The 12936-nt window shown below is 74.2% G+C and carries 11 protein-coding genes; 5 read left to right on the top strand and 6 right to left on the bottom strand.

Annotated elements, in window-relative coordinates:
- Positions 1-192: 192 nt before the first annotated feature.
- The 5 genes from V1L54_RS00055 to mtnA are packed head-to-tail and all read right to left on the bottom strand — an operon-like array spanning position 193 to position 6667.
- The gene (locus tag V1L54_RS00055; protein ID WP_330115706.1) at positions 193-951 is read right to left on the bottom strand and encodes a ComF family protein; all 759 of its coding nucleotides are present in this window, start codon (positions 949-951) and stop codon (positions 193-195) included.
- A gap of 10 nt (positions 952-961) precedes the next feature.
- A complete protein-coding gene (locus tag V1L54_RS00050) occupies positions 962-2875 on the bottom strand; it encodes an LpqB family beta-propeller domain-containing protein (RefSeq protein ID WP_330115705.1) in 1914 nt (637 codons plus the stop codon).
- A complete protein-coding gene (gene mtrB / locus V1L54_RS00045) occupies positions 2853-4799 on the bottom strand; it encodes an MtrAB system histidine kinase MtrB (RefSeq protein ID WP_330115704.1) in 1947 nt (648 codons plus the stop codon). The genes V1L54_RS00050 and mtrB overlap by 23 nt, the downstream gene beginning before the upstream one ends.
- Before the next feature lies 1 nt (position 4800).
- Positions 4801-5478, bottom strand: coding sequence for a two-component system response regulator MtrA (mtrA, locus tag V1L54_RS00040; RefSeq protein WP_100204620.1), 678 nt, complete (start codon positions 5476-5478; stop codon positions 4801-4803).
- 7 nt (positions 5479-5485) lie between these two features.
- On the bottom strand, positions 5486-6667 hold the full coding sequence (gene mtnA, locus V1L54_RS00035; RefSeq protein WP_330115703.1) for an S-methyl-5-thioribose-1-phosphate isomerase: 1182 nt from the start codon (positions 6665-6667) through the stop codon (positions 5486-5488).
- A 152-nt stretch (positions 6668-6819) separates the two neighbouring features.
- On the opposite strand from mtnA, the gene V1L54_RS00030 reads away from it, so the two are divergent.
- The 5 genes from V1L54_RS00030 to V1L54_RS00010 are packed head-to-tail and all read left to right on the top strand — an operon-like array spanning position 6820 to position 12356.
- Complete coding sequence (locus V1L54_RS00030) at positions 6820-8082, top strand: DUF7847 domain-containing protein (protein ID WP_330115702.1); 1263 nt, start codon at positions 6820-6822, stop codon at positions 8080-8082.
- A gap of 55 nt (positions 8083-8137) precedes the next feature.
- Positions 8138-8836, top strand: coding sequence for a DUF4129 domain-containing protein (locus tag V1L54_RS00025; RefSeq protein ID WP_330115701.1), 699 nt, complete (start codon positions 8138-8140; stop codon positions 8834-8836).
- Positions 8833-10068 carry a DUF4350 domain-containing protein gene (locus tag V1L54_RS00020; RefSeq protein ID WP_330115700.1) on the top strand — a complete coding sequence of 412 codons (1236 nt, stop codon included), beginning with the start codon at positions 8833-8835 and terminating at the stop codon, positions 10066-10068. Before V1L54_RS00025 ends, V1L54_RS00020 begins: the two co-directional genes overlap by 4 nt.
- Positions 10065-11030, top strand: a complete 966-nt coding sequence (locus V1L54_RS00015) for an AAA family ATPase (protein ID WP_330115699.1) — start codon at positions 10065-10067, stop codon at positions 11028-11030. The genes V1L54_RS00020 and V1L54_RS00015 overlap by 4 nt, the downstream gene beginning before the upstream one ends.
- 15 nt (positions 11031-11045) lie before the next feature.
- Positions 11046-12356 (top strand): DUF58 domain-containing protein, encoded by a 1311-nt coding sequence (locus V1L54_RS00010; RefSeq protein WP_330115698.1) that lies wholly within the window; start codon positions 11046-11048, stop codon positions 12354-12356.
- Between the two features lie 4 nt (positions 12357-12360).
- Here V1L54_RS00010 and V1L54_RS00005 read toward each other — a convergent pair.
- A partial coding sequence (locus tag V1L54_RS00005; RefSeq protein WP_330115697.1) for a GNAT family N-acetyltransferase occupies positions 12361-12936 on the bottom strand: 576 nt, incomplete at its 5' end.

Raw genomic sequence — 12936 nt, 5'->3', positions numbered from 1 at the left:
ACATGACCCGTCATAGGGAACGGCAATCGCCATTCCTCACAACCGAACGTACCTCTCCTGGCGGACGCCCGGCACCCCCTGTCGACACTTACCTACGATCGGGTGTGCCACCGCGTTCACCTCCGCTTCACCACGGCCCGCCACCTCCCGCCGCACCCGCTCCCCGGGTACGCGCCCGGCCGGCGCGGACGCTCACCGCCCCGCAGCGGCCGCGACCACCGCCGCACCGACCACCCGGCCGCCCGCCCCGGACAGCGCCCGTGCCGCCTCCGCCAGCGAGGCTCCGGTGGTCACCAGATCGTCCACCACGACCACCGGGCCCTCCGCCGCCAACCGCCCGGCCCCGGCCGGGACTTCCAGCGCCCCCGCCAGATTGGCCGCCCGCTGCCGGGCGGTCAGCCCGGCCTGGTCGGCCACGGGCCGCCGCTGCCGCAGCACCGCGAGCACCCGCGCGGGCCGCCCGCCGCGTCTGAGCTCCCCGGCCGCCGCCAGGGCGACCCGCCGCACCGGGTCGTGGCCGCGCAGCGCCACCGCCCGGCGCGCGGACGGCACCGGCACCAGCAGCAGCGGCTCCGCGTCCGCCGCGGCCGGTCCCGTTCCCGGCCCCGGTCCCGCGGCCTTCTCGGCCGCCGCGTCCGCCACCGCCCGTACGGACGCGGCCAGCACGCTCCCCAGCGGGGCGGCCAGCCGCAGCGCGCCGCGCTCCTTGTGCGCCAGCAGCACGGCCCGCACCTCGTCGGCGTAGGGCAGGGCCGCGTACACCGCGGGCAGTCCCCGGGGCGGCGGGTGCGGCCGCACCCGCCGTACCGCGGTGCAGGCATCGCGCAGCAGCCCGGCGCACCGCGCGCACAGACCGGTGCGCGGCAGCCCGCAGCCCGCGCAGTCGGCCGGCAGCACCAGCCCGGCCAGCTCGCCGGCCATGTCCCGCCACCACTCCCGCACGCCGTACATGCCGGGACACCTACCCCGGGTAGGCGGGGGTCGACCCCTCCTCGGTGACCAGTTCCCACTCGCCGTCGCGCGCGAGCCGGGCGATGCCCTCCCTGGTGTCGGCCAGCAGCGGCTCCTCGTCGTTCTCCGAGGCCGCCACCCCGGTCACCTCGTTGAGCCCCGGCAGCGTGGCCGGACTCACCGGCGAGCCGTCCGTCGCCGTGTAGCGCAGCTGCTGCACACCGGCGGACTCCCGGCCGACGACCACCAGCCGGCTGTCACCCGCCCAGGAGGCGTCCACCACGTCCTCCATCCGCGGGGCGACCGGCCGCAGGCCGGTCACGGCGGCCCCGGACAGCCCGCCGCCGACGTCCTGCCGCTCCACACGGCCGAGCTGAAGCGTCGTACGGCCGTCCACACTGATCAGCAGCGCTATCCGCACCCCGTCCGAGGAGATCCGCAGATCCTCGATCCGGCCGTCGCCGAGCCCCGTCACCTCGACCTCCTCCGGTTCCTCCTGGCCGCCGCGCAACCGCAGCAGCCGGGGGTCGGCCGGATTCCGGTCGGCCACCCACAGATCGCCGAGCCCGTCCCAGCTCGGTGCCGTCAGCCGGTCCCCCTCCCGCTCCGCCTCGCTGGTCAGGACCGACTCGCCCAGGGCGACACCGGTCTCGAGGGGGGCGACGTACAGCGAGCGGCCGTCCAGGGAGATCCCCGCGCCGCGCGCCTCGTCCCGGCTCACCGAGACCGCCCGCATCCCGGCCTGCCCGGCGCTGAAGGGGCCGGGTACCGGGGCGGTGCTCCCCGCTCCCCCGACCACCATGGCCAGCCGGTCCGCGGAGTCGATGAAGTACTGGCGGTGGTCCAGATCGCCGTTCAGCCGCCCCGGCGCGTACTCCCGCGCCTCCTCACCGGTCTGGGAGCACAGCTCCTCGCCGCCCTCGCCCAGGGTCAGACGGACACGGCCGATCTTGCTCGCCAGCTGGCCGTCCACGGTGTGCAGCAACTGCGCCGCCATCCGCTCGCACTGGGCGCGGTCCACCCGGATGGGCCGCTCCCGCTCGTCCGCCCTCCCCCTGGTCAGCGGCACGGTCAGGGTGCCGGAGTCGTCCGGGGAGAGCCGCGCCCCGTCGGGGAGCCGGACATCGGCGGGGAACGCCGAGTCGACCACCGGGGCCAGCCAGCCGGTCGGGCCGTCCAGCAGCGTCCTGACCGTCTCGGTCACCGGGTCTATCCGGCGGCGCACGTACACCGGGTCGGCGACCAGCACGTCCCTGCCGCGTGTCACCGCGCCGGTGTCCGGGCCCAGGTCCGCGTAGTGGTAGATGTTGACCGGCTGGTAGATGCGCTGGAAGTCGGACTCGGCCACCACCAGCCCGTCCGGCAGCCGGTCGATGCGCCACTGCCCGTCCACCCGCACGAGCTGGAACGTCTCCCGGTACGTGCCTTCGGCGGGGCGGTACGCGTGCTCGCCGTCCACCACGGCGACGGTGGAGCCGGTCACCTCCATCGTGTGACCGGTGCTCGCCCCGCCGGTGACGGCACCGCCCGGGGAGAGGACGCCGGGCGCGCCGTCGAGCACCGTCGTACGGGCGAAGGGGTCCCAGCTCTTCGCCGTCCGGCCGGTCAGGTACTCGCGTGCGGTGCTGAAGTCCGGCTCCTCGCTCGTCGTGGCCTCCAGGAAGCCGCGGACGATCTGCGCGGGCGGCGCGTCCTTCCGCGGGCTCACCCCGAACACCCGCACCTGCGAGTCGGTGTCGGCACGGAGCGAGGGGTTGACCCGGCGCACCTCTCCCTCGTCGGGCATCGACGCGCAGCCGGCGAGCAGCAGGGCGGCCGCGCCGGCCGCCGCCCCCGTTCTGCGCAGCGCCCGGAGGGCCGGACGGTCCGGGCGGGCCCGCCCGTCCGCCGTGCGGATGCGCTCAGTCACCGTGCCGGTCGCCATGGTGTCGCCGCTCCTCCGTCGTCCGTGTCCGTACCCGGGGGCCGCCGTGGCCGGGGGCGTGCCCTGAGCTGTTGCCGACGCCGTTCCCGGCGCCGTGGTGAGGGCCGCCGCCGTCGTCCGGGCCGTCCCCGCGCTCCGGGCTCCCGGACGGGCGGGCGGGCGGGAGCGCGGCCGGTCCGGGACCGCCCGCCGGCGCCCGTTCCAGCTCCCGCCGGCGGCGGGAGTCGGCCGGTTCCAGGGGGATGGGCGAGCCCCGCAGCGCCCCGCCCGCGGTCTGCGGGATGGTCAGCCGGAACTGCGAGCCGCCGCCCGGTTCGCCCCAGGCCTGCAGCCAGCCGCCGTGCAGCCGGGCGTCCTCGACGGCGATGGACAGGCCCAGCCCGGTGCCCCCGGTGGTACGGGCCCGGGCGGGATCGGCCCGCCAGAAGCGGTCGAAGACCCGGGCCGCCTCACCGGTCCTGAGCCCGACCCCGTAGTCGCGCACGGCGACGGCCACCGCTCCGCCGCCCGCGGCGAGGCGGACCACGATGTCGCGGCCCTCACCGTGCTCGACGGCGTTGACCACGAGGTTGCGCAGCACACGCTCGATGCGGCGGGCGTCGGCCTCCGCGACCACCGGCTGCTCGTCCCCCCGCACCCGGATACGGCTGCCCTTGTGCTCGGCGAGCGGCTCGGCGCCCTCGATGACGCGCTTGACCACATCGCGCAGATCGGTCGGCTCGGCCTCCAGGGCGGCGGCCCCGGCGTCGAAACGGCTGATCTCCAGCAGATCCGCCAGGAGCGACTCGAAACGGTCCAGCTGGCCCAGCAGCAGTTCGGCGGAGCGGGCCGTCACCGGATCGAACTCGTCCCGCGCCTCGTGGATGACGTCCGCGGCCATCCGCACCGTGGTGAGCGGGGTGCGCAGCTCGTGCGAGACGTCCGAGACGAACCGGCGCTGCATCCGGGACAGCTCCTCCAGCTGCTGGATCTTCATCTGGAGGTTTCTGGCCATCTTGTTGAACGACTCCCCCAGCCGCGCGATGTCGTCCTCACCGGCGACCTTCATCCGCTCCTGGAGGCGTCCGGCGGCCAGCCGCTCGGAGATCCGGGCGGCCATCCGGACCGGGGTGACGACCTGGCGCACCACCAGCCAGGCGATGGCTCCCAGCAGCACCACCACGAAGACCCCGGCGGTGGCGAGGGTCCCCTTGACCAGGCTGAGGGACTTCTCCTCCTGGCTGAACGGGAAGAGGTAGTACAGCTGGTACGGGTCGCCGTTGGGATCGCTGAGCCGCTTGCCTATCACCAGCGCGGCCTCGGTCCGGCCGTCGGCCAGCACCACCCTGCCGTACTGCTCGTGGGTGTCCGGGTTCTCGTCCAGCGCCTGACGCAGCCGCAGCGAGATGCTGTCCTCGGGCAGCACCTTGCCGGAGGCCCGCGGCCCGTGCGCGCCGGTGCCCCCGCCCGTGCCGAAGGTGCTCGCCTCCTCCTCGGAACTGAGCGCCACGAGGTAGTAGACGCCCTGCCCGCCGCTGGCGAGCTGCGTCACCAGGTTGGTCAGCCAGGTACCGGTGTCCTGAACCCCCCGGCGGCCGTTCCCGGACTCGCCCTCGGGGCCCCCGTCGGCCGCGGTGTCGGCCATCTGCTCGGCCACCGTGAAGCCTCCGGCCGCCTGGCTCTGCGCGGCCTGCTGCTTGGCCTCCAGCAGCCCGTAGCGGACCTGCCCGATGACCACCAGACCGAGCAGCAGGACCACGGCGAGTGACATCAGCAGTGTGGTGGCCACCACACGGAGCTGGATGTTGCGCCGCCACAGCCGCCCCACGGGCAGCAGTGGGCGGCGCACCCAGCGGACGAACATCCGGAACACGGGGTGCGCCCGGCTGCCCGTCGCCCCCTCGGACAGCAGACCACCGGGGAGGAAGCCACCACCGCGCCGCATCTCAGCCGGGCCCGGCCTTGTACCCCACACCGCGCACGGTCACCACGATCTCCGGCCGCTCCGGGTCCTTCTCGACCTTGGAGCGCAGCCGCTGCACATGGACGTTGACCAGCCGGGTGTCCGCCGCGTGACGGTACCCCCACACCTGCTCCAGCAGCACCTCACGGGTGAAGACCTGCCACGGCTTGCGGGCGAGGGCCACCAGCAGGTCGAACTCCAGCGGGGTCAGCGCGATCGACTGGCCGTCCCGCTTCACGGAGTGGCCCGCCACGTCGATGACCAGGTCACCGATGGTGAGCTGCTCGGGCGCGGGCTCCTCCGAGCGGCGCAGCCGCGCCCGGATCCGGGCCACCAGCTCCTTCGGCTTGAACGGCTTGACGATGTAGTCGTCGGCCCCCGACTCCAGGCCCACCACCACGTCGACGGTGTCGCTCTTGGCCGTCAGCATGACGACCGGCACCCCGGACTCGGCGCGTATCAGCCTGCACACCTCGATGCCGTCCCGTCCGGGCAGCATCAGGTCGAGCAGGACAAGGTCGGGCTTGGTCTCGCGGAAGGCTGCGAGGGCCTTGTCGCCGTCCGACACGAACGACGGTTCGAAGCCTTCGCCGCGCAGCACGATGCCGAGCATCTCTGCCAGTGCGGTGTCGTCGTCGACGACCAGGACACGTCCCTTCATGCCCCCATCATCTCCCATCGCCCGGCAGTGGCTCCCCCGAGGGCGGCGGCGCGGCCACGCACAGCTCCGCCAGCGCGTCACCGGTGACCGGCGAGACCACACCGCGCTCGGTGACGATCGCCGTGATCAGCTCCGCCGGTGTGACGTCGAAGGCCGGGTTGTACGCCTGGGCGCCCAGCGGGGCCACCGGGATACCGCTGCCCGCCTCGGCCCCGGCACCCGGCGCGGACGGCGCCGCGAACTCCGTGACCTCGTGACCGGGCCGCTGCTCCAGCTCGATCGAACCGCCGTCGGCCGTCGTCAGGTCCACCGTGGTCAGCGGCGCCACCACCACGAACGGCACATGGTGGTAGCGGGCCAGCACGGCCAGCGGATAGGTGCCCACCTTGTTCGCCACCGAGCCGTCCGCGGCGATCCGGTCGGCACCGACCAGCACCGCGTCGACCTCGCCCGCCGCGAACAGTGAGCCGGCCGCGCTGTCCGTGAGCAGCGTGTACGCCATGCCCTCCCGGGCCGCCTCGTACGCCGTCAGCCGCGCCCCCTGGAGCAGCGGCCGGGTCTCGTCCACCCACAGCCTGCGCAGTTCCCCGGCGCGGTGCACGGCCCGTACCACCCCGAACGCGGTACCGCCGCCGCCGGAGACCAGCGTCCCGGTGTTGCAGTGCGTGAGAACACGGTGACCACCGCCCGGCAGCAGCTCGCCCAGCAGCGCCAGCCCGTGTCCGGCCATCCGCTCGCTCGCCTCGGCGTCCTCCCGGTGCAGCGCCCGGGCCTCGGCGAGCGTCACGGCGGCCGCCTCCTCGTATCCCGCCCCGCCGTCGACGGCCGCGCGGAATGCCCGCTCGGCCCGGCGCACCCCGTGGGCGAGATTGGCCGCCGTCGGCCGGGCGTGCGCGAGCTGCTCGGCGGCGTCGGTCACGTCGTAGCCACGGGCGGCGGCCAGGGCGACCCCGTACGCGCCCGCCAGACCCAGCAGCGGAGCGCCCCGCACCGCGAGCGAGCGGATCGCCTCCACCAGGACGGGCACGTCCGTGCAGACGAGCTCGACCTCCTCGGCCGGCAGCCGGGTCTGGTCGAGCAACACCAGCACCGGCCCCTCGGGGGGTTCCTCCCAGCGCAGCGCGGGAACGGGGAGCGGCACGTCGTCGTGGGCCAACACCGTGGATCGGTCCTCACTCTGGTCAACCATTCGAACAGTCTGCCCCTTCATCCAGCCGTCAGTCGAAGGCAACCGGGACCCGGAGGGCCCGCTCCGTTCCGGCGCGCCCCGTGGCACGATGGCTGCCGAACCACCAGTTGCACATCCCACGGCCGGGTCGCGAGAACACGAGGTGAACTGCAGTGAGTGACTCTCCGGGCTGGGCCTCGCCCGGATCCTCCCCCTCCGATCCTCCCCCCTCCTCCGGTGGCGGCGCATCCGGTGGCGGCTCCGAGGGGCGGCCGCCCCTCGGCAAGACACCCGGCGCCTCCGGCAGCGGGGCACCCGGGCAGCAGCCGCCCGCCGCGCCGCAGGGCTGGGGCGCACCTCCTCCCCCGCCACCGGGGCAGCCGGGCTGGGGCGGACAGCCGGGCTGGGACCAGTGGAACCAGCCGCCCGCCGCCAAGCCCGGCGTCATCCCGCTCCGCCCCCTGGGGGTCGGTGAGATCCTGGACGGGGCCATCTCCACCGCGCGCGCCCACTGGCGCACCGTCCTGGGCATCGCGCTCGCCGTCGCGGTCATGATCCAGCTCGCGTCCACCGTCGCCACCGGCGTCTGGCTGCGGGACAACAGCGGTCTCCAGGCCCTGGAGACCGAGACCGAGCCCACCATGGACGATCTGCGGGAAGCCCTCAACGGCACCCTGAGCACTCTGGGTGTCGAGATGCTGGCCACACTGATCGGCACGGTCGTCGCGACCGCGATGCTCACCGTGGTGGTCAGCCGGGCCGTCCTGGGCCGCCCGGTCTCCCTGGGGGAGGCGTGGCGGGACTCCCGGCCGCAACTGCTGCGGCTGCTCGGTCTGACACTGCTGGTGGGACTCATCGTGATCAGTGCGATCGCGCTGGGCACCCTTCCCGGGGTCCTGCTCGCCGCGTCGGGCTCGACTGCGGGCGGCGCGGGCCTCGCCCTCCTCGGCGGCTTCGCGGGCGTCCTCGTCGCCGTCTGGCTGTGGGTCCGCTACTGCCTCTCCGCCCCGGCGCTGATGCTGGAGCGCCAGGGCGTGATCGCCGCCCTGCGGCGTTCCGCCAGGCTGGTGCGGAGGTCCTGGTGGCGGATCTTCGGCATCCAGCTCCTCACCCTCGTCCTGGTCTTCATCATCGGCATGATCATCCAGCTCCCCGCCTCCCTGCTGGCTCCCGTGCTCAGCGGGGACGGCCTGGAGGGCTTCCTGAGCGGGACGACGGCCGAGATGTCCTGGACCTACCTGACCGTCATCGGCATCGGGGCGGTGCTCTCCTCCACCATCACCCTCCCGCTCAGCGCGGGCGTCACCGCTCTCCTCTACATGGACCAGCGCATCCGCCGCGAGGCCCTCGACCTGGAGCTCGCCCGCGCCGCGGGAGTTCCCGGCCACGGGCAGCAGCCCAGTGGCGATGTCCCCGGCAACGCCCCCGGGACCTGATGTGACGACGGGGGCCCCGGAGAGGGGCACGACAGCGCGGGAGTCCCTGTCCGCCATGCGCTCCGGCACCCCGGGCGCTCCGGGCGGCCCCGGGGACGAGCCGCCGGTGACGGTCCCCCGCCTCCCGGCACGCGAGGCCGCGGAGGAGGAGCTGTCCAGGCCGGTGTACCAGGAGGACGACCCGGGCCTGCTGTGGCGCCTGTTCGACTGGGTGTGGGAGCGGATCGGCGACCTCCTGGACCTGACCGCCGGAGCGGCTCCCGGCGGCTGGGTCGGCCTCCTGGCCGTCACGCTGCTCGCCGTGCTGCTGCTCGTGGCCCTGCGGCTGCGGCTGGGCCCGCTGCGCCGGCTCCCCCGGACGGACGGCCACGGTGACCTCTTCGACGACCGGCCCCGGACCGCCGCCGACCACCGTGCCGCGGCCGAGCGGCATGCCGCCGCCGGGCAGTGGAGCGAGGCCCTCCAGGAGCGGATGCGGGCCCTCGTCCGCTCCCTGGAGGAACGCGCCCTGCTCGACCCGCGCCCCGGCCGCACCGCCGGCGAGGCCGCGAACGAGGCGGCCCGTGCCCTCCCCCGGCACACCGCGGCCCTGCGCGCCGCCGCCGTCGCCTTCGACGAGGTCACATACGCGGCACGCCCGGCCGACCGGGCCGCGTACCTCGGACTGCGCGATCTGGACGAGGCCGTACGGCACAGCAGGCCCCGGCTCGACGAGGAACGGGCCGGCGCCGGCCCGGACGGAGGTGCCGCATGACGACCGCACCGTCCACCGCGCCGCCCGTCGACACCGCTCCGGCGACCTCGGTCTCGCCCACCGCGGGCCTGCTGTGGAGCCGCGCCCGCGGCCTGCTGGTGGCCCTGACCGTCCTGGCGCTCGCCGGGCTGGTCATCGCCGCCGTGCGCTCCGGCGAGCAGCACGGCCGGCTCGACCCGCGCTCCGCCGACCGCAACGGCAGCCGTGCCACCGCCGAACTCCTCGCCGACCGGGGCGTGGGCACCACCGTCGCCACCACCGTCGACGAGGCCGTCGCGGCGGTGGGGCCCGACACCACACTGCTGGTGACCAATCCCGACCTGCTCAGCGTCCGCCAGCAGTCGGCACTGCGCGCCGCCACCTCCGGCAGCGGGGGCCGCACCGTGCTGCTCGCCCCCGGCCCCGCCTCCCTGGACACCCTCGCCCCGGGCGTACGCGCCGTGGAGCCCGTCCCCGTGCAATCGCTCCCACCGGAGTGCGACGCGCCCTACGCCCGCCGCGCGGGCAGCGCCGAACTCGGCGGCATCACCTACACCACCTCCGCCGCCACCGTGGACGCCTGCTACCCCACCGGCGAACTGCCCACCCTGCTCCGGCTCCCGGACGACTCCGGGAACGGCGACACCGTGGTGCTCGGTGCCCCGGACCTGCTGTACAACAGCCACCTCGACGACCACGGCAACGCCTCGCTCGCCCTGCAACTCCTCGGCTCCCGTCCACATCTGGTCTGGTACCTCCCCTCCCTCGACGACACCGCCGCCACCGACGGCGGCGACCAGAACTTCCTCGACCTCATCCCCCCGGGCTGGAAATGGGGCGCCCTCCAACTCGCCGTCGCGGCGGTCCTCGCCGCCCTGTGGCGGGCCCGGCGGCTCGGCCCTCTCGTCCCGGAACGGCTGCCCGTGGCCGTTCCGGCCTCCGAGACCACCGAGGGCCGTGCCAGGCTCTACCGCCAGGCGAACGCCCGCGACCGCGCCGCGGACGCGCTGCGCTTCGCCGCCCGTGCCCGGCTGGCTCCCCTCGCCGGGATCTCCGCCTCCCGGGCGCACGCCCCCGAGGCCCTGTGCCCCGCCGTCGCCGACCGCCTCGACTGCGATGCCGCCCGGGTCCGGACGCTTCTCTTCGGCCCGGCACCGGCCGACGACGACGCGCTCGTCCGGCTGGCCGACGAACTCGACCTCCTGGAACGCCGTATCTCCCCGACTACGAGAGACAAGGACCGCACCCCGTGAGTGCCCCTTCCGCAGACAGCGCCCGCACCGCCCTGGAGGCCCTGCGCGGTGAGATCTCCAAAGCCGTGGTCGGTCAGGACGCCGCCGTCACCGGACTTGTCGTCGCCCTGCTCTGCCGCGGACACGTCCTGCTGGAAGGCGTCCCCGGCGTCGCCAAGACCCTTCTCGTCCGCACGCTGGCCGCCACCCTCGAACTCGACACCAAACGTGTCCAGTTCACTCCCGACCTCATGCCGAGCGATGTGACCGGCTCGCTCATCTACGACAACCGGACCTCCCAGTTCTCCTTCCAGCCCGGACCGGTCTTCACCAACATCCTCCTCGCCGACGAGATCAACCGGACCCCTCCCAAGACCCAGGCCTCCCTGCTCGAGGCCATGGAGGAGCGCCAGGTTTCCGTCGAGGGCACCGCGCGCAGGCTCCCCGACCCGTTCCTGGTGATCGCCACCCAGAACCCGGTCGAGTACGAAGGCACCTATCCTCTCCCCGAGGCTCAGCTCGACCGGTTCCTGCTGAAGCTCCAGGTGTCGCTGCCCTCCCGGGAGGAGGAGGTCAGAATTCTCACCCGGCACGCCGAGGGCTTCGACCCCCGCGACCTGGAGGCAGCCGGCGTACGGCGCGCCGCCGGCCCCGCCGAACTCGAGGCAGCCCGTACCGCCGTGGCCAAGACCTCCGTATCCCCCGAAGTCGCCGGTTATGTCGTCGATATCTGCCGTGCCACCCGTGAATCCCCCTCGCTCTCCCTGGGCGCCTCGCCCCGCGGCGCCACCGCCCTGCTGTCCACCGCCCGTGCCTGGGCCTGGATCACCGGGCGCGACTACGTGACACCCGACGATGTGAAGGCCCTCGCCCTGCCCACCCTGCGCCACCGCGTCCAGTTGCGTCCCGAGGCCGAGATGGAGGGAGTCACCGCGGACAGCGTGATCACCTCGATCCTCACCCATGTCCCCGTGCCCCGCTGAGGCGTGACCTGACCGATGGCCCTCACCGGACGAACAGCCCTCATCGCCGCCCTCGGCGCGCTCCTCGTCGGATTCCTGCTGCCCGGCTGGACCGGCCTGCTCGCCGTCGAACTTCCCTTGCTGCTCGCAATTCTGTACGACCTGGGACGAGCAGCACCAGTCCGAAAACTCCTTTTCACCCGTTCCGGTGACACGTCAGTTCGACTCGGCGAACCCGCCCAGGTCCACCTCACCGTCACCAATCCCTCCGGCCGCCCCCTGCGGGCCCGGCTCCGCGACGCCTGGCCCCCCAGCGTCTGGCCCCCGGGCGCCGAGATCGCCGCCTCACGGCACCGGCTGGCCGTCCCCGCCGCCGAACGCCGCCGCGTCACCACACACCTGCGCCCGACCCGCCGGGGCGACCACCGGGCCGCCCGCGTCACCGTCCGCTCGTACGGCCCGCTCGGCCTCGCCGCCCGCCAGGGAAGCCACTCCGTCCCCTGGACGGTGCGCGCCCTGCCGCCCTTCACCAGCCGCAAGCACCTGCCCGCACGGCTCTCCCGCCTCCGTGAACTCGACGGCCGCACCAGCGTCCTCACCCGCGGCGAGGGCACCGAGTTCGACAGCCTCCGCGAGTACATCCCCGGGGACGACACCCGCTCCATCGACTGGCGCGCCACCGCCCGCCAGAGCGCCGTCGCCGTCCGCACCTGGCGGCCGGAACGCGACCGCCGCATCCTCACCGTCCTCGACACCGGCCGTACCTCGGCCGGCCGGGTCGGCGACATCCCCCGCCTCGACGCCGCGATGGACGCCGCCCTGCTGCTGGCCGCCCTCGCGGCCCGCGCCGGCGACCGCTTCGATCTGCTGGCCTACGACCGCCGGGTACGCGCAACCGTCCAGGGGCGCACGGCCCATGATCTGCTGCCCGCCCTGGTCTCGGCGATGACCTCGCTCGAACCGGCCCTGATCGAGTCCGATGCCCACGGCATGGCCGCGGCCGTACTGCGCGGCGCCCCACAGCACTCGCTGGTCGTCCTGCTCACCGGCCTCGACCCCTCCCCCGTGGAGGAAGGGCTGCTGCCGGTGCTTCCCCTCCTCACCCGGCGCCACACGGTCGTGGTCGCCTCTGTCGCCGATCCCCGCATCGCCGAGCTGGCAGGCAACCGGGGAACACTCGACGGTGTCTACGAGGCCGCTGCCGCCGCCCGGACCCAGACCGAACGCCACCACACGGCGGCCCGGCTCCGCCGCCACGGGGTCACTGTCGTGGACGCCACCCCTGCCGAGCTGGCCCCCGCCCTGGCCGACGCGTACCTCTCCCTCAAGGCCGCCGGCCGTCTCTGAACCCTCAACGGGGCGGCCGGGCCAATTCCATTTCGTACTCCGGGCAGTCCGGCTTCCCCGGATCGGGGCCGGCGATCACCCGGAAACCCTGTCGCCGGTAGAACGCGGCCGCCCGGGGATTGTCCCTGTGCACGTGCAGTCGGATGTCTCGTGTCTCCGGCCGCGCCCAGGACCATTCGACGGCTGCTTCGAAAAGCTGTACCGCGAGCCCCGTTCCACGGTGCTCGGGCTGCGTGTAGACGCCGACCAAGTACGCCCGATCGCCCTCGGTCAGCACGGTCAGCACGGTCAGCACGGTCAGCACGGTCAGCATTCCACACCACCGCCCGTCAGCCGCCTCTCCGACGAACGTCACCCTGTCTTCCTGGCGCTCGCTTTCGGCTGCCCTCTGCTGCCAGGTGCTGTCCGGATACCCGAAAGCGTCCCCGTTGCGTTCGAGGAACGCCACGGGCGCCACGGGATCGGCAAGGGCCTCCAATCTCGCTTCCCTGAGCTTCGGCCACTCCCCGGCCCGCACAGTTCTGATTCTGTAGATCGCCATCATGGAATGCTGGCAGTACGGCATGCGGGACCGGAACGC

The organism is Streptomyces rubellus (genome assembly GCF_036323805.1).
Taxonomy (GTDB): Bacteria; Actinomycetota; Actinomycetes; order Streptomycetales; family Streptomycetaceae; genus Streptomyces.
The sequence above is the reverse complement of the archived record's forward strand: the minus strand, read 5'-3'. Positions and strand labels throughout refer to the sequence as shown.